Raw genomic sequence first — 22,900 nt, 5'->3', positions numbered from 1 at the left:
ACCGGCCGCGGAAGCGTCAGCGCCGGTGCGCGAGCAGGCGGCGGACGAAGGAGACCTCCATGCACAGGGCCAGGACCGTCGCGGCGATGCCGATGCCGACGGACGCGGAACCCCGGTCGGCGTTGACGATCGCCGCGATCGGGATGCCGATGCAGAGGATGCCGCAGATCACCACGTTCCAGATCGCGCCTGCCGTGGTGTCACTGCTGAACCCGCCGCCCTTCGCCATGCCCCGACGCTCCCGGTCCGCGGGCGGCGAGGCTCCAGGACGTCCGGCGGTCGTCGAGTGAGCAGAAGACGTCGGGTGCGGGGGTGCGAGCCGTCGTCTTCTGCTCACTCGGCGTCGGGCGAGGCTTCCGATGTCGTTCAGGGAACGGCGGACCCGTCGTCGCCCGCGTCCGGCTCGAGCAGCGGGAGCAGGGTCGCCGAGATCGGTTCCGCACCGTCGCCGAACCACGCGTTGCTCGCCCGGACGATCGGGTGGGCGCGTGCCAGCAGCGCCTCGCCCTGGTCGGTCAGTCGCATCCGGGAGGCCCGTCCCCGGCCCGGTGCGGCGCCCCGCTCCACGAATCCCCGCGTCGAGAGCCCCCCGACGAGCGTCGTCATGCTCTGCGGTCGGACGCCGACCGCGCGCGCCAGGTCGGCCTGGCTGAGCTCGCCGGCCGCTGCGAGCTGGATGAGCGCGCCGAACTCGACGGGCGTCAACCCGAGCGGCGCCAGCTCGGCCGCGAGTCGGCGGGAGAGCGTCCGTGCGGCCCGGATGACCGTCCACGCCACGATGCCGTCGACGTCGTCGCGCGGGGCTGGGAGTTCCTGGGGCACGGGGCGATCGTACCGGCGTACGTTCTGGTATCAGGAAACTGATACCAGAACGGGTCAGTGGGACGAGGAGCAGACATGGGCGAGATCGTGGCGGTCACCGGCGTGACCGGGGACGTCGGGGGCAAGACCGCGGAGCTGCTGCGGGCGGCAGGGGTGACGGTCCGCGCAGTGGTCCGACGCCCCGAGCAGGTCGACGCGCTCCGGGCACGCGGCATCGACGGTCGCCTGGCCGACCTGGACGATGAGGACGCGCTCACCGCGGCGCTCGACGGGGCCGACCGCTTCTTCCTCGTGACGCCGGTCAGCCAGCGGCAGCGGGAGCAGGGCGCCAGCGGGGTCCGAGCGGCACAGCGGGCCGGGGTCGGACGGATCGTGCAGCTGTCGGGCGGAGACGCCGCCGAGCACTCCCCGATGTCGTGGGCGAGCGCCGCCTGGCACACCGACCGGCTGGTACGCGAGAGCGGGTTGGCGTGGACGATCCTGCACCCCTCGTCGTTCATGACGAACGTGCAGCCCTCGGCACCGGCGATCCGACGGGGGTGGTTCCCGCACACCACGGGCCGCGGGGTGATCGGCTGGATCGACACCGAGGACATCGCCCGGACGGCGGCGCGGGTGCTGACCGAGGACAGCCACGACGGCACCGAACCGGTGCTCACCGGCCCGGACCTGCTCGATGCGCGGGGTGTCGCCGCCGCGCTCGCCGAAGGGCTCGGCCGACCCGTGCGCCCCCTGCACCTGCCGAGCCGGGTCTACGCCGCTGTGCTGCGCCTGAGCGGGGTGCCCGCCTGGCAGGCCGAGGGGCTCCGGCAGCAGTTCGGCCGGGTCGTCCGCCGCGGCCTCGACGGCGTCGACGTGATGAGCGCCGACGTCCTGCGCATCACCGGCACCGCACCGCGGAGCCTGGCCGACTGGGCGCGAGCCCACCGCGACGACCTGCTGGGGTGACCCGTCGCGCCGGAGGTGATCCGGGCCTCCAGGCCGTGGGCCGTCAGCGCGACGTGAGCGTGACGACCAGGTGTTCCTGTACGAAGCCGAGCCAGTCGTAGACGTCGCGCAGGCCGACGCCCGCGTCGGCCTCGACCGAGCGCTCCTCGTCGTCGGCGTCCTCGATGCCCAGCCGGTCGGCGATCGTCAGCCGCAGGTCGGTGAGGGTGCGGAGCCACGCCTGCTCGTCCTCGGCGTCGAGCGAACCGTCGCGGGTGCCCGTCAGCCACTCGTGCACGATCGAGGCGTTCGTCGTCTTCTGCGTGAGCAGGTCGGACTGCGTGTACTTCCGGAACTCCGCGCTCGCCTCGTCGTCACCGGGGTAGGCGTCCGGGAACATCCGCTCGCTGATCGGGTCGGCGGACAGGTCGCCGCCGAGCACCTGCCGCAGCTGCTCGGTGAGCGAGGCGAGCAGGTCGCGCTCGCCGGAGGACAGGCCGAGGTGGACGCCGTCGGCGCGGCGGACGAACGGGATCACGCTTCGGGGGCCTTGTCGACGGTCGCCTGCAGGCCGTAGCCGTGCATCGACTGGACGTGGGCCTCCATCGACTCGCGCGGGCCCGTTGCCACGATCGCGCGGCCGTCGTCGTTCACCTGGTGCATGAGCCGCTCGGCCTGCGCGCGCGAGAACCCGAAGTGCTGCTGGAAGACGTAGGTGACGTAGGACATCAGGTTGACCGGGTCGTCCCAGACCACGGTGACCCACGGGGTGTCCGCCCGTGCACTGGTCCGTTCGTCCGTGGTGGTCCGTTCGTCCACGTCGGGCGAGAGCAGCGTCATGCATCCAGGGTGACACAGGGCGGGGTCGCTCGGTACGATCGTCACGTCGCGACTGGCGTTGGATGGGTCACCATCAGGGAGCGACAAAGACACGGTGCGCGGCCGTACGCCTGGGCTGCACCGACCGACCGTCCGAGTGCGACCAGCTGGTCGTCCGCACACCGTAGGAGTCCCGTGTCCATTGCCGATCTGCCCCCGTTCGTCTCCGACTCTGCCGAGGTGGCCGAGCAGGCCGCCGCCCGCGCCGCGTTCAACGCCCCGCTCACCGAGGTCGACCCCGAGATCGCCGCCGTCCTGCAGCAGGAGCTCGGCCGCCAGCGCGACACCCTCGAGATGATCGCGTCCGAGAACTTCGTGCCGCGTGCCGTGCTCGAGTCGCAGGGCTCCGTGCTCACCAACAAGTACGCCGAGGGCTACCCGGGCAAGCGCTACTACGGCGGCTGCGAGTACGTCGACGTCGCCGAGCAGCTCGCCATCGACCGTGCCAAGGCGCTGTTCGGTGCCGAGTACGCCAACGTCCAGCCGCACTCCGGCGCGACGGCCAACGCCGCTGTCCTGCACGCCATCGCCTCGGCGGGCGACACCATCCTCGGCCTCGAGCTCGCCCACGGTGGTCACCTGACCCACGGCATGAAGCTGAACTTCTCGGGCCGCATCTACAACGCCGTGGCGTACGGCGTCGACCCCGAGACGTTCGAGGTCGACTACGACGACATCCGCGCCAAGGCCATCGAGCACCAGCCGAAGGTCCTGATCGCCGGCTGGTCCGCCTACCCGCGCCAGCTCGACTTCGCGAAGTTCCGCGAGATCGCGGACGAGGTCGGCGCGAAGCTCTGGGTCGACATGGCGCACTTCGCCGGCCTCGTCGCCGCCGGGCTGCACCCGTCCCCGGTCCCGCACGCCCACGTCGTCTCGTCGACGGTCCACAAGACCCTGGGCGGCCCCCGCTCGGGCATCATCCTGTCGAACGACGAGACCCTGTTCAAGAAGCTGAACTCCGCGGTCTTCCCGGGCCAGCAGGGCGGCCCGCTCATGCACGTGATCGCCGCCAAGGCCACCGCGTTCCTGCTCGCCGGCACCCCCGAGTTCAAGGACCGTCAGGAGCGCACGATCCGCGGCGCCCAGGCCCTCGCCGCCCGCCTGACCGCGGACGACGCCAAGGCCGCGGGCATCGACGTGCTCACCGGTGGCACCGACGTGCACCTGGTGCTCGTCGACCTGCGCACGTCCGAGGTCGACGGCAAGCAGGCCGAAGACCTGCTGCACGAGGTCGGCATCACCGTGAACCGCAACTCCGTGCCGTTCGACCCGCGTCCGCCGATGGTCACCTCGGGTGTCCGCATCGGCACCTCGGCGCTGGCGACCCGCGGCTTCGGCGACGCCGAGTTCACCGAGGTGGCCGACATCATCGCGCTGACCCTCATGCCGAACCCGGACGTCGCAGCGCTCTCGGCACGGGTGAAGGCCCTGACCGACGCGTTCCCGCTGTACGCGTGAGCGGCACGATCCCTCGGACGCTCTGGGACGGAGAGGGCAGTGCCGTCCGCATCGACGGCACGGCCCTCGCCGCCCGGACGCTCGACGAACTGCGGGGCCGGATCGACCGCCTGCACGAGCACGGCATCCGTCCGGGCCTCGGCACGATCATGGTCGGCGCGAACCCCGGCTCGATCTCCTACGTCGCGGGCAAGCACCGCGACTCGGCGTCGATCGGCCTCGACTCGCACCGCATCGACCTGCCGTCGTCCGCGAGCGCCGCGGACATCCGGGCCGCGATCCTGCAGATGAACGACGACCCCCGCGTCACCGCCTTCATCGTGCAGCTCCCGCTGCCGCAGGGCATCGACCCGACGCCGATGCTCGAGCTGATGGACCCGGCGAAGGACGCCGACGGCCTGCACCCGACGAACCTCGGCGAGCTGGTGCTCGCCGTGCCGGGTGGTGCCGGCACGATCGACGCACCGCTGCCGTGCACCCCGCGGGGCATCGTCGCGATGCTCGACGCGTACGAGATCCCGATCCGTGGTGCGCACGTGACGATCATCGGCCAGGGGCTGACCGTCGGACGGCCGCTCGGCCTGCTGCTCACGCGACTCGAGGCCACCGCGACCCTGACGCACTCGCTGACCGCCGACGTCGCCGCGGAGTGCCGTCGCGCCGACATCATCGTCGCCGCTGCCGGGGTCGCCGGGCTCGTCAAGCCGGACTGGGTGCAGCCCGGTGCCGCCGTGATCGACGTGGGCATCACCCGCGTGGTCAACGAGGAGACCGGCAAGGCGAAGCTGCACGGCGACGTCGACCCCGCGGTCGCATCGGTCGCGGGCTTCCTGTCGCCGACTCCCGGTGGTGTCGGGCCGATGACCCGCGCGATGCTCATGAAGAACGTGGTCGAGGCCGCCGAGCGCCAGCTGTCGTAGCGGATGGGTGGCTCGCGGTCGCGGGGCTCGGTCGCGCGGGGCTCGGCGCGGTCGCGATCGTGAGCAGCAATGGTCGGGTGGCGTCATCGCACCCGACCATTGCTGCTCACGAAGTGCACCCCGCCGGTGCTACGGTCGCGGCATGGGGGACGAACGACTGCAGACGGCGCCGGTGATGCGACCCCGGCCCGAGCCGTCGCAACTGACCAAGGACGCCCGGTGGCTGATCGTCATCGTGGCGATCTGCGTGCTGTTCCAGGCTCCGGGATCGAGCTGGGCGACGACCTTCGTGCACGCCGGCCAGGAGTACACGTTCACGTCGGGTCCCTGGTTCGGGTGGACGCTCGCGACGGTGGGGTTCGCGGTCGTCGGGTTCGTCGTCGCGATCGCCCGCCGTGGGGCAGCCCGGTTCGACGAGCACACCGTGATGGGCCTGACCCTGGCTGCCGTGCTCGGGACCACCGCGCTGGTGTGGCTGCTCATGCCGGCGCAGTCCACGTGGGTGGAGTGGGCCGTGGAGCACGGTCGGCCACACCCGTTCGTGCTCGGGAACGTCGTGGAGCACGTCCGGTACGCGGACTACCTCGGCTGAGTCGGCCGAGCCGTCGAACGCGCGGCGGGCACGGCTCGTCCGGCCTCGCCGTGCTTTCGTGATGAACGACAGCTCACGGGCTGATCGCCGCGTGACCTGTCGCTGAGCGCGAAACGTCGAGCGCCGAGCGGCCGAGCGCGCGGGTGACGGCCTGCGCCGCAGCGGTCAGTCGCGCCGAGCGCCCTGCGCGGCGTGCACCGTGAACACGTTCGGCTCGCGGTACCCGGCGTCGGCGAACGCGGCGGTGACTGCTGCGGCGATCGCGTCACGCGACGCCTGGTCGACGAGCGCGATCGCCGCACCGCCGAACCCCCCGCCGGTCATGCGGGCACCGACGGCGCCGTGCTCGACGGCCGTGGCGACGGCCAGGTCGAGCTCCGGAACGGAGATCTCGAAGTCGTCGCGCATCGACTCGTGCGACGCGACCAGCAGTGGACCGATCGCCCGGGGGCCCTGTTCGCGCAGGGTGCGGACGGTGTCCAGGACACGCTGGTCCTCGGTCACGATGTGCCGCACACGACGGAAGGTCTCGTCGTCCAGGAGCTCCTGCGCACGGGGCAGGTCCTCGATGCTGACGTCACGCAGTGCCTCGACGCCGAGCACCTCGGCGCCCTTCTCGCACGAGGCCCGACGAGCGGCGTAGCCACCGGTCGCGTGGGCGTGCTCGACACGGGTGTCGATCACCATGACCTCGAGCCCGTTCGCTTCGAGCGCCAGGTCGACGACGGCGGTGTCGAGCGTGCGGCAGTCGAGGAACACGACGGCGTCCTGCTCGCCGAGCAGCGAGGCCGACTGGTCCATGATCCCGGTGGGGGCGCCCACAGCGTGGTTCTCCGAGTACTGCCCGACGCGCGCCAGGGACTTCCGGTCGAGGCCGAGTGCCCACAGGTCGTTGAACGCCAGGGCGACACCGCACTCGATCGCGGCACTGGACGACAGGCCGGCACCGACCGGGACCTCGGAGTCGATGAAGACGTCGAACCCGGTCTTGTCGCTCAGATCGGCACCCGCCTGCTCGCGCAGGGCCCAGGCGATCCCGAAGACGTAGGCCGACCAGCCGTCCATGGCCCCGGGCGACAGGTCGTCGAGGGACAGTGCGACAGGCTCGCTCGCGGCGTCGAAGGCCGATGCGACGCGGATCATCCGGTCGTCGCGCTGGGCGATGGACGCGGTGGTGCGGCGGTCGATCGCGAAGGGCAACACGTAGCCGTCGTTGTAGTCGGTGTGCTCACCGATCAGGTTGACGCGACCCGGTGCGGAGTACCGCACCGTCGGCTCGTACCCGTAGACCTGCTGGAACGTCATGCGCGCTCGACTCCTTGTCGGATGAACTCGGCCGCCTTCTCGGGCACGAGGTCCCCGATCCAGGCGCCCATGGCGGCTTCGCTGCCGGCCAGGAACTTCAACTTGTCCGCCGCGCGTCGCGGCGAGGTGATCTGCAGCATCAGCCGCACGGTGTCGCGGGCGGTGTGCACCGGCGCCTGGTGCCACGCGGCGATGTACGGCGTCGGGTCGCTGTAGAGCGCGTCGAGCCCACGGGTGAGCCGGAGGTGCATGTGCGCCAGCTCGTCCTTCTCGGCGTCGGTCAGGCCGGCGAAGTCGGGCACGTGGCGGTGCGGCAGCATGTGGATCTCGATGGGCCAGCGCGCGGCGAACGGGACGAAGGCGGTGAAGTGCTCGCCGGCGAGGACGACCCGCTCGGAACCCCGCTCGTTCGCGAGGTGCTGCTCGAACAGGTCCGGCCCGAACCGCTCGATGCTCGCGAGCAGGCGCTGGGTGCGCGGCGTGATGTACGGGTACGAGTAGATCTGCCCGTGCGGGTGGTGCAGCGTGACGCCGATCGCCTCGCCCCGGTTCTCGAAGGGGAACACCTGCTGGATGCCCGGCATCGCGGAGAGCGCGGCGGTGCGGTCGGCCCAGGCTTCGACGACGGTGCGGGCACGCGACTCGGAGATGGAGGCGAAGGAACCGGAGGTCTCGGGGGAGAAGCACACGACCTCGCACCGGCCGACCGAACGGAGCTGGCGGTTCAGGCCGACGTCGCTCAGGGAGTCGAGCGACTCGGGGGCGTCGTCGGCTTCGAGCAGCGGGCCGAACGACGGCGAGCGGTTCTCGAACACCGCGACGTCGTAGCGGCTCGGGATCTCGGACGGGTTGGCCGGGCTCTGGGGCGCGAGCGGGTCCTGGTCGGCCGGCGGCAGGAACACACGGTTCTGCCGGGACGCAGCGATCGACACCCACTCACCCGTCAGGACGTCCTGCCGCATCCGCGCCGTCTCGGGCCGCGGGTCGAGTACGCGGTCGTCGATGCTGCGTTCCGCGGGCAGCGTCGAGTCGGCGTCGTCGAAGTAGAAGAGGTCGCGGCCGTCCGCGAGCTTCGTCACGCGCTTGGTGATCACCGGAACAGCTTAGCGCCCATCCGAAGCGTTGCGAAGGACATCGGAAGCAAGCGAAACTGTCCACATGACGGACGCCGACCTCTCCTTCCTCGCCGGCGCGCTGCCCGCGCCCCTGCGGCAGGACCGCATCGTCGCGATCGTCGACGGTGCCCCGGGCATGGTCCGGACGGCCGCGTTGGCCGCGTCCCTCGGCACCAGCGAGGTGACCGTCCGCCAGGACCTCGCCGTCCTCGACCAGGAGGCCCGGATCCGCCGGGTGCACGGGGGCGCGGTCCGCCTCGGGGCCGGCTCCACCGAGCGCCCCTTCGAGGAGACCGCCGTCGAGCACCAGGTGGCCAAGGCAGCCATCGGCCGTGCGGCCGCGGCGCTGGTGCGGCCGGGGGAGTGCGTCGTCCTCGACGTCGGCACCACGCCGGCCGCCGTCGCCGAGGCGCTCGTGGCCCGGACCGAGCTCACGGGCGTCACCGTCGTCACGAACTCCCTCACCACCGCGCTCGCGCTCGAGCGAGCGGTCCCGCGCTTCACCGTGATCGTCACCGGCGGCACCCTCCGGCCCCTGCAGCACTCGCTCGTCGCACCCTTCAACGGCGCCGTCCTGCCGATGATCGCGGCCGACCTCGTGTTCCTCGGCGGCACCGGCCTCGACGTCGACCACGGCCTGACGAACGTGAACCTGCCCGAGACCGAGGCCAAGCGGATGCTCGCCACGACGGCCCGGCGTACCGTCGTGGTCGCGGACGGGTCGAAGTTCGGCCGGGCCCACATCGGGGTCGTCCGCGCGCTCGAGGACATCGACGTCGTCGTCACCGCCGACGCCGACGCCGACGCGGTCGCCACGATCCGGGCGGCCGGGGCCCAGGTGATCGTCGCCGACGGCGAGCAGCGCACCGAACCAGCCGGAAGGAAGAACACCCCATGACCGCAGCACCCACTGGTGGCCAGTACCGCCTCCACCACGCCGGACCCGACGGGGTCGTCGAAGCCGTGGTCACCGAGGTCGCCGCGGGCATCCGCGAACTCCGTGTCGCCGGCTTCGACATCACCGAGCCGTTCCCCGTCACCGAGCAGCCGCCGGGCGCGAACGGCATCGTCCTGGCGCCCTGGCCGAACCGCGTCGCCGGTGGTGTGTGGGAGCTCGAGGGCAAGCGGCAGCAGCTCGACATCTCGGAGCCGAAGTACGGCAACGCCTCGCACGGGCTGCTCCGCTTCGCACCGTACCGGGTGGTGTCGCAGACCGAGACCTCGATCCAGCAAGAAGCGACGATCCACCCGCAGCACGGGTGGCCCTTCACCCTCGAGACGCGCGTGCTGCACGAGCTCGTCGACGACGGCATCCGTGTCACGCACGAGGTCACGAACCGCTCGGGCGTCCGCGCACCCTTCGCCGTCGGCGCGCACCCGTACCTGCGTGCCGGTGACACCCCCGCCGACGACCTGGTCGTCACGCTCGACGCCGCGACCGCGTTCACCGTCGACGAGCAGAAGGTGCCGAACGGGTCGGTGCCGGTCGAGGGCACGCCGTACGACCTCCGTCAGGGCCGGCGGGCCGGGGACTCGGACCTCGACACCGCGTACACGGACGTCACCCCCGACGCCGAGGGGATCCGCCGCACGACGATGCACGGGCCCGAGGGCGACGGGGTGGAGCTCTGGCAGGACGCCTCGTTCCCGTACGTGCAGGTCTTCACGTCGCGCGAGTACCCGCGCGGCGACGGGAAGGGCCTGGCCGTCGCGGTCGAACCGATGACGGCACCCGCGAACGCCCTGAACTCCGGCGAAGGTCTGCGCTGGCTCGAGCCGGACGAGACCTGGACCGGTTCGTGGGGGATCCGCCGCGTCTGGTCCTGAGGACTCCGGTCGGCTCGCACTGCTGACACGACGAAGGCCCCGCCGGGTGTCCGGCGGAGCCTTGTGCGTTCGTGTCGGAAGCCGGGCGTCAGCCGCGGCGCATCCGGAGCGCCTCGACCGCGAGGGACTCGGTCGCGTACCGGCCGACCTCGTGTGCCCAGGCCGGGTCGTCGCCGCGGAGCGCGATGAAGTCCTTGCGCTGGCGGCAGACGTAGCCGAGCACGGCGGTGGCGGTCGCGACCTCGATGAAGTCCTTGCGGATGTGGCGGGTCGTGACCTGGGCGTTGCGGCGGAGCGTGTCGAGCAGGAGCTCGTTGCTCATCGTCGTGTTGGTCGCTGCTGCGAGCTCGACGATGCGGCGCGCGTCACCGGTGGTGCTGGTCTGCGTGGCTTCGATGGGCTCGATCACGGTGTACCCCGTTCGTTCGTGGTGGTGCGGTGCTGCAGGATCCGGTGATCGGATCCGGGAACGACACTATCGGCGGGAGCCCAACAGTCCGCTGGGGACCGACTGTGCTGTGCAGGGGATCTCCCATGAGCTCGCTGGGGACGGGTTGTACCCCGTTCAGGAGCGGACGGCACCCGTCAGGCGCACCGGGCACTGTCGGCGGGGGTGGCGAGGGCGTCCAGCGCCTCGCTGACGCGGTCAGCCAGGTACTGGTGGCCGGCGTCGTTCGGGTGCCCGCCGTCGGGCGCCGAGTACCCGGGACTGTTCGTGGTCGTGAACCACCGGCCGGCGAGGGCATCGATGTAGGGGACCCCGACTGTGGCTGCAGCCGACGAGACCGAGGCGGCGACACCGACCGTGGTCTTCGCGTGCGGCAGGGGTGCCGACGGACCGAACGCGACGACGACCGCGTCCGGCCAGGTCTGCTGCGCCGTGCGGAGCGTGCGCTCGACGGCGGCGCGCAGGGTGTCGGCGTCGACGAGCCAGTCGTTCTGGCTGCCCTGCACGATCACCAGTTCCGGGTCCAAGGAGGCGTCTCGTTCGATCCGGGGACCGAACGTGAAGTGCGACGAACCGGAGGCGCCGACGTCGACGTAGCCGGTGCCCGGGTAGTCGTCGATCTTGGCCTTCCACCCGCGGTCCGCGCTGATGTCCTGGGCCCAGCCGTGGATCCCGCTGGTCGACCCACGACCGGACGTGTACGAGTCGCCGACGATGAGGACACGCGATCCGGGCTCGATCGCCGCCGCGATCCGCTCGGCCGAGACCCCGGGGGCCGCGACGGCCGAGGCCGAGGTCGACGAGGAGACGGGCTGGCAGGCGCTCGACACGCTCGGCAGGATCAGCAGGAGTCCGGAGAATCCGAGTGCCATGGCGCCGAGGGCGAGTGCGGGGACGAGTCTGCGGCGGCGTCGCGGCATCGTCGCCGGGTCGGTGGAGGTGCCCGGCCGTGCGCGCTGCGATCCTCGGCCCATCGAACCGATTGTAGACAAGAGCAACAGGGAAGACTGGTGGTGGGCCCCGTGGGGCTCGAACCCACGACCCTCGGATTAAAAGTCCGGTGCTCTACCAACTGAGCTAGAGGCCCTCACCCGCAAGGCTAGCGGGTGAGGGCCTCTGGGACAGAACCGTGCGAGCGGGTCAGCCCCGGCGTCCGGTGAGCGTTCGCAGCAGCCACGCGATGACCGCGATGATCAGGAGCACGATGCCGACGTAGAGCAGGAACTTCAGGCTCGCGGCGAACCCGCCGACGAACAGCAGGATGACTGCGATCACAGCCAGGATGATGAGCAGGGCGTTCATGGAAGATCCTCTCCTTCACGTGCAGGGAGGAGCGCCTCCCTGCCGCAACACGGTACGCGCGGCGCAGTCGTTGCGTTCTCGGCGAACGGGCCGCGGGCGTGTCACCGGCCGCGCCTACACTGCTGCGGTGCCTCGCGATCACCACCGTCCTGTCCACTTCACCGACGCCGAGTTCGCCGCCATCCAGGGCGGTGAGGACCCGGCGCTGGTGAACCGTGTCGCGCACGAGACCGCGAACGCCCTGCTGCACCGTGTGCGTGAGGACCCGGACCCCGCCGTGGTCGAGCGGCTCGTCACCTACACCGACGTGCACGGCATCGACGCCATCGCGGAGCTGTGGGCGCGGGTGGGGGCGCACACCCTGCCGGGGGCGCTCTGGCGGGTCTACCTGGTGCGCATCGTCATCCGGCAGAACCCGGAGGAGATCGCGTACCTGTTCGAACGGGGCACGGCGCAGATCGGCACGATCGACCAGGCGGTCGCGGGTGCTGAGGAACCGACCGGCCCGGCCGAGATCCTGACGCTCGCCGACCGCATCCTGCACGGCCTGTACACGGGCGACCTCGCGGTGGCGCTGGACCGCGGGGCATCGTTCTGCCGCCTGACCGCCGCCGGTGCGACCGCCGTGGCGGACGAGTCCGACCTGGTCGCGTCCGAGCGGGCGGGCGAGCTGACGACGCGGGCGCTCCGCCTGACGGAGCTGGCGGCCGACCTGACCGAGGCGGCGGCGCTCTGGCGTCGCGACAGCCTGGACTGAGCGGGCGGAGGGGCGGACCCGCACCCAGCCTCCAGGCCAGGGGCGCGGAGCTTCGCGACGACGCGCACGGCCGCGCGAGCGCGCGACGCATCCGGGCATGGAGAAGCCGAGCCGCAGAAAGCGCCTCTCGGCGCGAGGCCGCTCGAAGCGGCGAATTTTGGAGCCCGGGGCTTGCTGCGGCCCGGCGATCACCAGTCTACGAGACGTCGGCTGATCACTCGACCCTGTTCACTCATGGTGGACAGAACCGGCCCCGGGCGTGCCAGCGCACCGCCCGCGGGGAGCCCGCCGCGCCCGCGCCGCCGAGAAATCCCGATCCCCGCCCAATCCACAGCGGGGACCGCGCCGAATCATCATCGTGGCGGACGGAATGCCCGTCACGAAGCGAGAGGCCCGGTGTGACCCGGACCGGCACCGCCGGTCAATTCCCTGTGGGTCACGCCGGCCCCTCGTCTCGACCGCCCATGCGGGGGCTTCGTGCTACCCGCCTGGTCAACGAAAGCAACCGAGAGGAGGGAAACCTGCAATGCTTGCCCTCGTGGATAGCGACACCGAACGCTGGAGCTCGTCAGAGCCAGCTCAGGCATCGCCGGACGACCTCCTCGCCCGGGTCGCCTCCGGTGACCAAGCCGCCTTCGCGGACCTCTACGACGCACTGTCCGGCCGGGTCCTCGGTCTGATCACGCGGCTCCTCCGGGACCGCGCGCAGTCGGAAGAGGTCACGCAGGAGGTCTTCCTGGAAGTCTGGCAGCAGGCCACCCGCTTCGACCGGAAGCGCGGAACGGCCGCCAGCTGGGTCCTCACCATGGCCCACCGCCGCGCGGTCGACCGGGTCCGCGCCTCGCAGTCCTCGCACGACCGCGACACCAAGATCGGCATCCGCGACCTCGAGGCCGGTTTCGACCAGGTCTCCGAGTCCGTCGAGATCCGCATCGAGCACGAGCGCGTCGGCCGAGCGTTGGCGAAGCTCACGGAGTTCCAGCGGCAGGCTGTGCAACTCGCGTACTACGGCGGCTACTCGCACAGCGAGATGGCCGAACACCTCGGTGTCCCCATCGGCACCGTCAAGACCCGTCTCCGTGACGGGATGATCCGACTCCGAGACGAGATGGGGGTGACCTCATGACCGAACGCCACGACGACCCCGCACTGATGACGGGGTCCCACGCACTCGACGCGCTGTCCGATGACGAGCGCGCGCTCCTCGAGGACGCCCTCCGGACGTCCCCCGAGCTGCAGGCCGAGAACGACTCGCTGCGCGAGACCGCGCTGCAGCTCGCCTACGCCGTCGCACCGATCGAGCCCCCCGCGTCGCTGAAGGCGTCGCTGCTGGCCCAGATCGCCACGACCCCGCAGGCCGCACCCCTCGCCGACACGACGGTCGACCAGACCCCGGTCGCCGAGACCACCCCCGCCCAGGAGGCCCGCCCTGCGCCCGCCGTGCCCGTCACCTCGATCGCCGACGGCCCCACCGCCGGTGGCCGGGCGTCGTCCGAGGCTCGCCGCCGCTGGTTCCAGCGTCCGGCGGTGATGCTGACGGCCGCTGCTGCCGTCGCCGCGGTCTTCTTCGGGGGACTCGGCGTCGGATCGGTCTTCGACCCGAACGGCTCCGGACCGGGCACCACGCAGGCCTCGAGCGGCCTTGACCGCATCTACGCCGCGTCGGACTTCCAGCGCACCACGACCAAGGTCGCGGGCGGCGGTTCGGCGACGGTCGTGTGGTCGAACGACCTCGGCAAGTCCGCGGTGATCCTGGACGGCGTCGAGCAGGCGCCGAAGGGCAAGACGTACGAGCTCTGGTACATCGGCTCCGAGGAGCAGGGCGGTGCCATCAAGTCGGCCGGCCTGGTCGACGGCGCGGCGGACGGTGTGCACTCCGCTGTGCTGAAGGGTGCGATGTCCGAGGGGGCGACGATCGGCATGACGGTCGAGCCCGCCGGTGGTTCGAAGCAGCCGACCTCGTCGCCGATCATGGCGGTCCCCACCACCACGGCCTGACGGTACTCCGGAAGGTGCCCGTGCAGTCGATGCGCGGGCACCTTTCGTCGTTCCACGAGTCGATCGACGCGTGGATCGTCGGAACATGCGCACGCAACGTCTGCGTGCGCATCGAGCGACGTTCCACGAGTCGATCGACGCGTGGATCGTCGGAACATGCGCACGTCTTGCGGGCCGCCGCGGCACCCGGCGCAACCACGAAGGCCCGGTGCGCGTCCGTGGCGGACGTGCACCGGGCCTCCAGGCCGTCCGTCAGCGCGACGGACGGATGCCGATCAACCGAAGCGGCCCGAGACGTAGTCCTCGGTGGCCTGCACGGACGGGTTCGAGAACATCGTCGCGGTGTCGTCGAACTCGATGAGCTTGCCCGGAGCGCCGGTGCCGGCGATGTTGAAGAACGCCGTCTTGTCGCTGACGCGCGACGCCTGCTGCATGTTGTGGGTCACGATCACGATCGTGAACTCCTTCTTGAGCTCCTCGATCAGGTCCTCGATGGCCAGGGTCGAGATCGGGTCGAGGGCCGAGCAGGGCTCGTCCATCAGCAGCACGTCCGGCTCGACCGCGATCGCGCGGGCGATGCAGAGCCGCTGCTGCTGGCCACCGGACAGACCCATGCCGGGCTTGTCGAGGCGGTCCTTGACCTCGTTCCACAGGTTCGCACCCTGCAGCGAGCGCTCGACGATGTCGTCGGCCTCGGAGCGGGAGACGCGCTTGTTGTTGAGCTTGACGCCCGCGAGCACGTTGTCGCGGATCGACATCGTCGGGAACGGGTTCGGTCGCTGGAAGACCATGCCGACCTGACGGCGGACGAGCACGGGGTCGACGCCGGGGCCGTACAGGTCGTCGCCGTCGATCTTGACCGATCCCTCGACCCAGGCGCCGGGGATGACCTCGTGCATGCGGTTCAGGGTGCGGAGGAAGGTGGACTTGCCGCAGCCCGACGGGCCGATGAAGGCCGTGACGGTGCGGGGCTCGATGGTGATGTCGACACCCTCGACCGCCTTGAACTTCGAGTAGTAGACGTTGAGGCCGTCGACCTCGATGCGCTTGGACACGTTGATCCTTCTGGGTGGGTGGTGACGCTGGATCCGCGGGGGCGGACGGTCAGCGGCTGAGCTTGGGGGCGAAGAGGCGGGTGATGATCCGGGCAAGCAGGTTGAGCAGCATCACGATCAGGATGAGCACCAGGGCCGCGGTCCACGCCCGGTCGACGAACGGCACCGGGTTGGCGCCCTGCTGCGAGTACTGCGTGTAGGCGTACACCGGCAGGGTCATCATCGGGTCGCGGAACAGGTTGTAGTTCATGCTCGCGGTGAAGCCGGCCGTGACGAGCAGCGGGGCGGTCTCACCGATGACGCGGGCGATCGAGAGCATGATGCCGGTCATGATGCCCGCGAGGCTCGTGGGCAGAACCACCTTGAGGATCGTCAGGTACTTCGGGACACCGAGGGCGTACGAGGCCTCGCGGAGTTCCATCGGGACGATCTTCAGCACCTCTTCGGTGGAGCGCACGACGATCGGGATCATCAGCACCGACAGGGCGACGGAGCCGACCAGACCGAAGCGGGCACCCGGGCCGAGGAACAGCGCGAAGAGCGCGTAGGCGAACAGCCCGGCGACGATCGACGGGATGCCCGTCATGACGTCGACGAAGAACGTGATGCCCTTCGCCAGCGCGCCACGACCGTACTCGACCAGGTAGATCGAGGTGAGCAGACCGATCGGCACCGAGATGAGCGCCGCGAACAGGGTGATCTCGAGGGTGCCGATGAGCGCGTGGACCGCGCCGCCGCCCTCGGAGATGACCCCGCGCATCGAGTACGAGAAGAAGTTCGCGTCGAGGCGGGCGACGCCCTTGGCGATGACCGTCCAGAGCAGCGACACCAGCGGCAGGACCGCGATGACGAACGCCGTGATGACGAGCGAGGTGACCAGGCGGTCGACGGCCTTGCGACCGCCCTCGACGATGCGCGAGACGACGACGATGAGCACGTCGAACAGGACCGTGCCGAGGAAGATCGCGGCGACGACGTTGAAGTCCTTGACGGCGCCACCGGCGTTGAGCAGGGCGAAGACCAGGACGAGGGCGACCCAGCTGCCGACCAGCAGCAGCCACGGGACGGACGCGTGCAGCTTGCCATTGGCGTAGACGTTGCCGGCGGTGCCGGTCTGACGGAGCGCGAGGGACATCGGGTGCGACCTCTCAGCTGACTCGGCTGCGGACGATGTACCGCGCGAGCATGTTGATGACCAGGGTGATGACGAAGAGGATGAGACCCGACGCGATGAGCGCGTTCAGTGCCGTCCCGGAAGCCTCGGCGAACTGCAGGGCGATGTTCGCGGCGATCGTCGAGGGGTTCTGCGACGTCAGCATCTCGAACGTGACGTTCGTCGAGACCGACAACACCAGCGCGATCGCCATCGTCTCGCCGAGTGCACGACCGAGGCCGAGCATGATCGCGGACACGATGCCGGACTTCGCGAACGGCAGGACAGACAGGCGGATCATCTCCCAGCGGGTCGCGCCGAGGGCCAGGGCCGCTTCCTCGTTGAGGGTCGGGGCCTGCAGGAAGATCTCACGCATGACCGCCGTCATGATCGGGATCGCCATGACGGCGAGGACGATCGAGGCCGTCAGGATCGTGCGGCCGGTGCCGGACACCTGACCGGAGAACAGCGGGAACCAGCCGAGGTACTCGTTCAGGAACACGTAGAAGGGCTTCACCAGGGGAGCCAGCACGGCGATGCCCCAGAGGCCGTAGACGACCGACGGCACCGCGGCCAGCAGGTCGATGACGTAGCCGAGGACCGGAGCGAGTCGACGCGGCGCGAAGTGCGAGATGAAGAGGGCGATCCCGAGGGACAGCGGCACGGCGATCACGAGCGCGATGAGCGCGGACCAGACGGTGCCGAACACCAGGGGGCCGACGAAGTCCCAGAAGTTCGTGGCCTTCCCGGGCAGCTCGCCGACCTTGGCGGAGAACGCCGGGATGCTCTGCCAGACGAGGAACGCGGCGACGAGCACGAGCACGAAGAGGATGAGGCCGCCGGCGATGACCGAGGCGGCGGAGAAGATCCGGTCACCGACGCGGACGACGGCCTTCGGCTTGATCGGGGTGACGGTGGCCCCTGGCTGGGCCGGTGCGGTCGTCATGGGGTACTCCAGTCGGAGGAACGCCGGGGGAGGCGACGGGTGCGGGTGGTGGAGCGGGGTGGGACGTCCGGGTGCGGGCTCTTCCCGGTGGGAGCGGTGATGCTGTGCTCCCGGTGGCGGCAGTCGTGCTGCGCTCCCGGTGGCGGCGGTGGTGCTGCACTCCCGGTGGGGCCCGGACGGGCGAGGGCCCGGACGCCGGTCATGTGGGTGGGACCGGCGTCCGGGCGCTCAGGGGGCCTTACTTGATGGACGCGACCGCGTCCTTGGCCTTCGACGCCAGGTCGGAGGAGAGGGCGGCCGACTTGGCCTCCTTCGCAGCGGCGTCCTGAGCAGCGCTCGAGACGACGTAGTCCAGGTAGCCCTTCACGAGCTCGGCCTTGTCGGCGTCCTTGTACTCCTGGCACGCGATGGCGTAGGAGACGAGGACCAGCGGCCAGGCACCGTCAGCGGTGTCCTTGCGGTCGATGTCGATCGCGAGGTCGTTGTCCTCGCGGCCGGTTGCGATCTTCGAGTCGGCGACGACCTGCGCGGCACCGTCGGCCGAGATCTCGGTCGCCTTGTCGCCGACCATCAGCTTCGCGCGGTCGAGGTCACCCGCGCCGGAGTCGTCGATGTAGGTGATGGCGTTGGTGGCGTTGCCCATCGCGGAGGCGACACCGGAGGTGCCCTTCGCGCTGTCACCGACCGAGTACGGGAAGGTCTGGCTCGGCTCTTCGGTCCAGACGTCGCCGGCGTTCGCGGAGACGTACTCCGAGAAGTTCTGCGTGGTGCCCGAGTCGTCGGAGCGGTGCACGACCGTGATGTTCGCGTCCGGCAGCTTCGCGTCCTTGTTCAGGTCGGCGATCTCCGAGTCGTTCCACTTGGTGATCTTGCCCGAGAAGATGCCCGCGATGGTCTTCGCGTCGAGGGTCAGGTCGCTGACGCCGTCGACCTTGTACGCGATGGCGATCGGGGAGATGTAGACGGGGATGTCGATGCCCTTGGTGTCCGCCTTGCAGGACTCGAACTTGCCCGAGAGCTCCTCGTCCTTCAGCGCGGCGTCGGAGCCGGCGAAGTCCGCGGCACCCGACATGAAGTTCTCGCGGCCGGCGCCGGAGCCGTCCGGCGTGTAGTTCACCGTGACGCCCTTGGCTTCGTCCTGGAAACCGGCGGCCCAGGTGGCCTGCGCGGTCTGCTGTGCGGACGAGCCCGAGCCGGTCAGGGTGCCGGAGAGCTTCGAGTAGTCGCTGCCGCTGGTGGAGGAGGACTTGGTGCTGCCCGCGTCCTCGTTTGCCGCGCACGAGGAGAGCACGACTGCGCCGGCGATCGCGATTGCTGCGATCGAACCGATTCGCTTGATGTTCACAGGGGTCCCTTCGGGAATGGAATGCAGTGGGACCACTGCGGTCCCTGGGCCGGTGCCGACCCGGGAGCGACTGTAGGGACGCGAGGTGACGGGGATCACCCCCGCTGGTGAACGGAAGGTGAACGAGGGGTTGTCCGCGTCGGGGCGGCGTGCGCCGCGCCCGCGCAGGGAGCAGGATCGGGGGCACTGTGCGCGCGTTCGGAAGATACGCACGCATGATCGCGGAAGGGCGGTCGGGAGGCCCGGATCGCGTTCTCCGGGCGCGGCGCGGCCCCGTCATGTGGTCGGGTGCCGGGCGCGTCGGCTGCGGCGCTCTGGTCCGGCGGCGCTGCGGTCCGGCGGCGCTGCGGTGCGGCGGCGCTGCGGTCCGGCGGTGGCCGGCTACGCCGGGGTCGTGTTGCGGTGCGTCTCGACCGCGACGAGCGTGTCTCCGGCGATGTGCATGACGGAGAAGTCCCCGACGGACAACATCGCCGCGCGACGCAGGTCGAAGCGGCCGGAGTCGTCGGCGGTCACGGTGGCGATCCGGGCGATGATGTCGGGCAGCACCGGGCCGTGCGAGCAGAGCACGGCGGTCTTGCCCTTGTCGAGGCGGCGCCGGACGACGCCCTTGACGTCGGCGGCTCCGCGGTCGTGGGCGTCCTGGCTGATGTCCGGGGTGCTCGAGACGCCGAGCTTCGTCGCGGCCGAGAGCGGTTCGACGGTCGCGAGGCACCGCGCCGCCGTGCTGCTCACGATCTTCTTCGGGCCGAACGCCGCGACCGGCGCCGCGGCGGCCTTGGCCTGCGAACGGCCGACGGGCAGCAGCGGTCGGGTGGCGTCGGGACCGTCCCAGTCCGAGCCGGGCACGGTCTTCGCGTGGCGCAGGGTGATCAGGGCGAAGGTGCGGTGCTGTCCGGCGGCGGCGCGTTCGGCGAAGCGGTCGAGGATCGCGACGTCCCGCTCGTACGTCAGACGGTTGCGGGCGTCGTCGATGGTGACCCACTCGAGTGCGGCGACCTCGTGGTTCGGCTCGAAGGCCCCGGCGCGGGCGTACTCCTTGGCCGAGACCCGGGCCGCCCAGTAGTGCACGACCTTGTCGCGACCGTTCGGCAGCACGTACTCGGCGGTGCCGAGCGGAGCGCCGAGGTGGACGCGGTAGCCGGTCTCCTCGTCGATCTCGCGCACAGCGGTCGTCGGGACGGCCTCGCCCGGGTCCACCTTGCCCTTGGGCAGGGAGACGTCCTTGTGGTGGTCGCGGTGGATGAGCAGCACGAGGGGTGTGCCGTCCTGTTCGCGCCAGACGACCGCACCCGCAGCGACGACGGGGCCCGAGGGACCGCCGCTCACCGAGTCGAGCGCTTCCGAGCCGAGATCTTCCGCATGGTCACATTCTGCACGTCCTCGAGCGGGCGGCCCGCATCGTCGGTGGAGTGCCGCGTCCACTCGCCGTCGGACTCCAGGTGCCACGAGCTGGCGGTGTCGGCCATCGCCAGGTCGAACATCTCCTGGACCTCGTTGATGTGGTCCGGTGCGACCAGCCGCACGAGTGCCTCGACGCGACGGTCGAGGTTGCGGTGCATCATGTCGGCGCTGCCGATGAAGACCGCCGGGTCGCCGTCGTTGTGGAACGCGAAGGCGCGGGAGTGCTCCAGGTAGCGGCCGACGATGCTCCGCACGCGGATGGTGTCGCTGACGCCTTCCATCCCCGGCTTGAGCGAGCAGATGCCCCGGACCCAGACGTCGATCGGCACCCCGGCCTGGCTCGCCAGGTAGAGCGCGTCGATGATCTGCTCGTCGACCATCGAGTTGACCTTGATCCGGATGCCCGAGGGCTTGCCGGCACGGGCGTTCGCCGCCTCGGTCTGGATGCGCTTGAGCAGGCCCTTCCGCAGGTGCAGCGGTGCCACGAGCAGGCGCTTGAACTTCTTCTCGATGGCGTAGCCGGACAGCTCGTTGAACAGGCGGGTGAGGTCCTTGCCCACGGTGTCGTCCGAGGTGAACAGGCCCATGTCCTCGTAGATGCGCGAGGTCTTCGGGTTGTAGTTGCCCGTGCCGATGTGGCTGTAGTGCTTGAGCGTCCCGCCCTCTTGCCGGATGACGAGCACCAGCTTCGAGTGCGTCTTCAGCCCCACCAGGCCGTAGACGACGTGCACGCCGGCCTTCTCGAGCTTGCGGGCCCAGGTGATGTTGTTCTGCTCGTCGAAGCGCGCCTTGATCTCGACCAGGGCGAGGACCTGCTTGCCGGCGGCCGCTGCGTCGATGAGCGCTTCGACGATGGGGCTGTCGCCGGACGTACGGTACAGCGTCTGCTTGATCGCCAGGACGTTCGGGTCGGCCGCGGCCTGCTCGAGGAACGCCTGCACGCTCGTGGCGAAGGACTCGTAGGGGTGGTGGACCAGGACGTCGTTCGCCTTGATCGCACGGAACAGGTCGGGCTTCGTGTTCGGCTCACCCGGCTGGAACTGCACCGGGGTCGTCGGCACGTGCTTCGGGTAGTGCAGGTCCGGGCGGCTGATCTTCGAGATCTCGAACAGCCCGCCGAGGTCGAGCGGCGACGGCAGCCGGAACACCTCTTCCTCGGTGATGTCGAGTTCACGCACGAGCAGGTCGAGGGTCACCGGGTCCATGTCCTCGGTGATCTCGAGGCGGATCGGCGGGCCGAACCGGCGGCGCAGGAGCTCGCGCTCGAGGGCCTGGATGAGGTTCTCGGCCTCGTCCTCCTCGATCTCGACGTCCTCGTTGCGGGTGACCCGGAACACGTGGTGCTCGAGGACCTCCATCCCCGGGAACAGGTCGTCGAGGTGGTTCGCGATGAGGTCTTCGAGCGGGATGAAGCGCATCCGGCCGGAGTTGTCGTCGGGGAGCTTGATGAAACGGGAGAAGTTCTGCGGCACCTTGAGGCGCGCGAACTCCTGGCGCTGCGACTTCGGGTTGCGGACCCGCACCGCCAGGTTGAGCGAGAGCCCGGAGATGTAGGGGAACGGGTGCGCCGGGTCGACCGCCAGCGGCATGAGCACCGGGAAGATCTGCTCGTTGAAGTACTCCCGCATCCGCTGCCGGTCGGCTTCGTCGAGGTCGGACCAGTGCTCGATGTGGATGCCCGCGGCGTCGAGGTCCGGCTTGAGCGACCCGATGAACGCCTGCGCGTGCCGGTCCTGCAGCTCGTGGGCCTTCTTCGCGATGTCGCGCAGGACGTCACTGGGGGCACGGCCGACGTTGGTCGGGACGGCGATGCCGGTGTCGATGCGGCGCTTCAGGCCGGCGACGCGGACCATGAAGAACTCGTCGAGGTTGGACGCGAAGATCGCCAGGAAGTTCGCTCGCTCCAGCAGGGGCTGCGTGCGGTCTTCACCCAGCTCGAGCACGCGCTGGTTGAACCTGAGCCAGCTGAGCTCGCGGTCGAAGTAGCGGTCCGTCGGCAGCGACTCGTGCTCGATCTCGACGACCTCGTCGAAGTCGTCGAGGTCGGGTGCGACGGATTCGCCGTCGAGCTGCGGTTCGGTGTCCATCCCCACATCCTGCCACCCGGCCTCTGCTGTCGGAGGGGCCCCGGTGGACGCTGTGGAAACCGGTGGTGAACCGTTCGTGTGTGGAGGAACGGTCACGATATACCGACGGTGACATCTGCCCGGGTTTGTGGGTATGGTGGGCCGTGTCAGAGCCTCCGGGGGGATTCCACTGCGCGGGGGTGCAGCTACGAATGAAAGAGGTTCATCATGTCGCGTGTCCTTTCGACCGAGCAGGCCAAGACCGCCATCCGTCAGGTCCAGTCGATCGTCAACGGTGGTTTCACCGATCAGATCTCGCAGCTCGACGCTCAGGGCCGGATCCTCTCCGACTCGAACGTCTGGGACGGCCCGCTCGCGGCGACGTTCCGTGGGTCCACCTGGCCGGAGACCAAGGCTGCTCTCGACAAGGCGAAGACCGAGCTCGAGCAGCTCCGCACGCAGCTCGACAAGATCTCGCAGGACATCTTCACCGCAGGCGGCGGCGCGTAAGCACCGGCCTGTTCCCGCCCGGACCGTCGCATTCGCGGCGGTCCGGGCGTTCGCGGTCGGTGGGGCCGCTT

25 protein-coding genes, 1 tRNA gene and 1 riboswitch are annotated in these 22,900 nt (G+C 70.3%); of the genes, 10 read left to right on the top strand and 16 right to left on the bottom strand.

The genetic code is table 11. From position 1 onward, the window contains the following. Positions 1–16 precede the first annotated feature (16 nt). Positions 17–229, bottom strand: coding sequence for a hypothetical protein (locus tag ASF75_RS12525; protein ID WP_042539250.1), 213 nt, complete (start codon positions 227–229; stop codon positions 17–19). Between the two features lie 137 nt (positions 230–366). Further along, positions 367–822: a MarR family winged helix-turn-helix transcriptional regulator gene (locus ASF75_RS12520; RefSeq protein ID WP_056071866.1), complete on the bottom strand. Its 456-nt coding sequence runs from the start codon at positions 820–822 to the stop codon at positions 367–369. Between the two features lie 75 nt (positions 823–897). On the opposite strand from ASF75_RS12520, the gene ASF75_RS12515 reads away from it, so the two are divergent. After that, positions 898–1,770: an NAD(P)H-binding protein gene (locus ASF75_RS12515; RefSeq protein WP_052481810.1), complete on the top strand. Its 873-nt coding sequence runs from the start codon at positions 898–900 to the stop codon at positions 1,768–1,770. A gap of 43 nt (positions 1,771–1,813) precedes the next feature. Here the strand turns inward: ASF75_RS12515 and ASF75_RS12510 are convergent, their stop codons facing one another. Beyond that, positions 1,814–2,287, bottom strand: coding sequence for a DUF2017 family protein (locus ASF75_RS12510; protein WP_017888109.1), 474 nt, complete (start codon positions 2,285–2,287; stop codon positions 1,814–1,816). Further along, positions 2,284–2,589, bottom strand: coding sequence for an ATP-dependent Clp protease adapter ClpS (clpS, locus tag ASF75_RS12505; protein ID WP_042539252.1), 306 nt, complete (start codon positions 2,587–2,589; stop codon positions 2,284–2,286). Before clpS ends, ASF75_RS12510 begins: the two co-directional genes overlap by 4 nt. Positions 2,590–2,627: 38 nt before the next feature. Beyond that, a riboswitch (ZMP/ZTP riboswitch) is annotated at positions 2,628–2,712 on the top strand. 96 nt (positions 2,713–2,808) lie between these two features. On the opposite strand from clpS, the gene glyA reads away from it, so the two are divergent. From glyA to ASF75_RS12490, 3 genes are all read left to right on the top strand, one after another. Then, complete coding sequence (gene glyA, locus ASF75_RS12500; protein ID WP_056071863.1) at positions 2,809–4,086, top strand: serine hydroxymethyltransferase; 1,278 nt, start codon at positions 2,809–2,811, stop codon at positions 4,084–4,086. Then, complete coding sequence (locus tag ASF75_RS12495) at positions 4,083–5,006, top strand: tetrahydrofolate dehydrogenase/cyclohydrolase catalytic domain-containing protein (RefSeq protein WP_082509731.1); 924 nt, start codon at positions 4,083–4,085, stop codon at positions 5,004–5,006. The genes glyA and ASF75_RS12495 overlap by 4 nt, the downstream gene beginning before the upstream one ends. Before the next feature lie 142 nt (positions 5,007–5,148). Next, entirely contained in the window at positions 5,149–5,598 is a 450-nt protein-coding gene (locus ASF75_RS12490; protein WP_056071860.1) for a hypothetical protein, read from the top strand. A 165-nt stretch (positions 5,599–5,763) separates the two neighbouring features. On the opposite strand, the gene galK is transcribed toward ASF75_RS12490, so the two are convergent. Both galK and galT read right to left on the bottom strand, forming a co-directional pair. Then, entirely contained in the window at positions 5,764–6,903 is a 1,140-nt protein-coding gene (gene galK / locus ASF75_RS12485) for a galactokinase (RefSeq protein ID WP_056071857.1), read from the bottom strand. Further along, entirely contained in the window at positions 6,900–7,997 is a 1,098-nt protein-coding gene (gene galT, locus ASF75_RS12480) for a galactose-1-phosphate uridylyltransferase (protein ID WP_056071854.1), read from the bottom strand. Before galT ends, galK begins: the two co-directional genes overlap by 4 nt. Positions 7,998–8,061: 64 nt before the next feature. Between galT and ASF75_RS12475 the strand changes: the two genes are divergently transcribed. Beyond that, on the top strand, positions 8,062–8,916 hold the full coding sequence (locus tag ASF75_RS12475) for a DeoR/GlpR family DNA-binding transcription regulator (protein ID WP_056071851.1): 855 nt from the start codon (positions 8,062–8,064) through the stop codon (positions 8,914–8,916). Continuing rightward, positions 8,913–9,845 (top strand): aldose 1-epimerase family protein, encoded by a 933-nt coding sequence (locus ASF75_RS12470; protein ID WP_017888101.1) that lies wholly within the window; start codon positions 8,913–8,915, stop codon positions 9,843–9,845. Before ASF75_RS12475 ends, ASF75_RS12470 begins: the two co-directional genes overlap by 4 nt. 88 nt (positions 9,846–9,933) lie before the next feature. On the opposite strand, the gene ASF75_RS12465 is transcribed toward ASF75_RS12470, so the two are convergent. The 4 genes from ASF75_RS12465 to ASF75_RS17905 all read right to left on the bottom strand — a co-directional run bounded on the left by ASF75_RS12465 (position 9,934) and on the right by ASF75_RS17905 (position 11,595). Beyond that, entirely contained in the window at positions 9,934–10,254 is a 321-nt protein-coding gene (locus ASF75_RS12465; RefSeq protein WP_027466636.1) for a hypothetical protein, read from the bottom strand. A gap of 176 nt (positions 10,255–10,430) precedes the next feature. Then, entirely contained in the window at positions 10,431–11,267 is an 837-nt protein-coding gene (locus tag ASF75_RS12460; protein ID WP_082509729.1) for an SGNH/GDSL hydrolase family protein, read from the bottom strand. 37 nt (positions 11,268–11,304) lie between these two features. Next, positions 11,305–11,380, bottom strand: a tRNA-Lys gene (locus tag ASF75_RS12455). 53 nt (positions 11,381–11,433) lie between these two features. After that, positions 11,434–11,595: a hypothetical protein gene (locus tag ASF75_RS17905; protein ID WP_017888098.1), complete on the bottom strand. Its 162-nt coding sequence runs from the start codon at positions 11,593–11,595 to the stop codon at positions 11,434–11,436. A gap of 127 nt (positions 11,596–11,722) precedes the next feature. Here ASF75_RS17905 and ASF75_RS12450 point away from each other — a divergent pair, with 127 nt between their 5' ends. From ASF75_RS12450 to ASF75_RS12440, 3 genes are all read left to right on the top strand, one after another. Further along, complete coding sequence (locus ASF75_RS12450; RefSeq protein WP_017888097.1) at positions 11,723–12,352, top strand: hypothetical protein; 630 nt, start codon at positions 11,723–11,725, stop codon at positions 12,350–12,352. A gap of 526 nt (positions 12,353–12,878) precedes the next feature. After that, entirely contained in the window at positions 12,879–13,478 is a 600-nt protein-coding gene (gene sigK, locus ASF75_RS12445) for an ECF RNA polymerase sigma factor SigK (protein ID WP_056071845.1), read from the top strand. Then, entirely contained in the window at positions 13,475–14,350 is an 876-nt protein-coding gene (locus tag ASF75_RS12440; protein ID WP_056071842.1) for an anti-sigma factor domain-containing protein, read from the top strand. Before sigK ends, ASF75_RS12440 begins: the two co-directional genes overlap by 4 nt. A gap of 275 nt (positions 14,351–14,625) precedes the next feature. On the opposite strand, the gene pstB is transcribed toward ASF75_RS12440, so the two are convergent. The 6 genes from pstB to ASF75_RS12410 all read right to left on the bottom strand — a co-directional run bounded on the left by pstB (position 14,626) and on the right by ASF75_RS12410 (position 22,340). After that, entirely contained in the window at positions 14,626–15,405 is a 780-nt protein-coding gene (gene pstB / locus ASF75_RS12435) for a phosphate ABC transporter ATP-binding protein PstB (protein ID WP_017888094.1), read from the bottom strand. A 49-nt stretch (positions 15,406–15,454) separates the two neighbouring features. Further along, positions 15,455–16,540, bottom strand: coding sequence for a phosphate ABC transporter permease PstA (gene pstA, locus ASF75_RS12430; RefSeq protein ID WP_017888093.1), 1,086 nt, complete (start codon positions 16,538–16,540; stop codon positions 15,455–15,457). Between the two features lie 13 nt (positions 16,541–16,553). Further along, entirely contained in the window at positions 16,554–17,504 is a 951-nt protein-coding gene (gene pstC / locus ASF75_RS12425; protein ID WP_017888092.1) for a phosphate ABC transporter permease subunit PstC, read from the bottom strand. Between the two features lie 238 nt (positions 17,505–17,742). Next, complete coding sequence (locus ASF75_RS12420) at positions 17,743–18,849, bottom strand: phosphate ABC transporter substrate-binding protein PstS (protein ID WP_017888091.1); 1,107 nt, start codon at positions 18,847–18,849, stop codon at positions 17,743–17,745. A gap of 381 nt (positions 18,850–19,230) precedes the next feature. Beyond that, positions 19,231–20,178, bottom strand: coding sequence for an NUDIX hydrolase (locus tag ASF75_RS12415; protein ID WP_042539261.1), 948 nt, complete (start codon positions 20,176–20,178; stop codon positions 19,231–19,233). Then, the gene (locus tag ASF75_RS12410) at positions 20,175–22,340 is read right to left on the bottom strand and encodes an RNA degradosome polyphosphate kinase (protein WP_042539263.1); all 2,166 of its coding nucleotides are present in this window, start codon (positions 22,338–22,340) and stop codon (positions 20,175–20,177) included. The genes ASF75_RS12415 and ASF75_RS12410 overlap by 4 nt, the downstream gene beginning before the upstream one ends. 207 nt (positions 22,341–22,547) lie before the next feature. Between ASF75_RS12410 and ASF75_RS12405 the strand changes: the two genes are divergently transcribed. After that, positions 22,548–22,829, top strand: a complete 282-nt coding sequence (locus ASF75_RS12405; protein WP_017888088.1) for a hypothetical protein — start codon at positions 22,548–22,550, stop codon at positions 22,827–22,829. Positions 22,830–22,900: the final 71 nt, after the last annotated feature.

This window comes from Curtobacterium sp. Leaf154 (assembly GCF_001424595.1).
In the GTDB taxonomy this organism is placed as follows: domain Bacteria; phylum Actinomycetota; class Actinomycetes; order Actinomycetales; family Microbacteriaceae; genus Curtobacterium; species Curtobacterium poinsettiae.
This window is presented reverse-complemented; position numbering and strand designations above follow the sequence as displayed.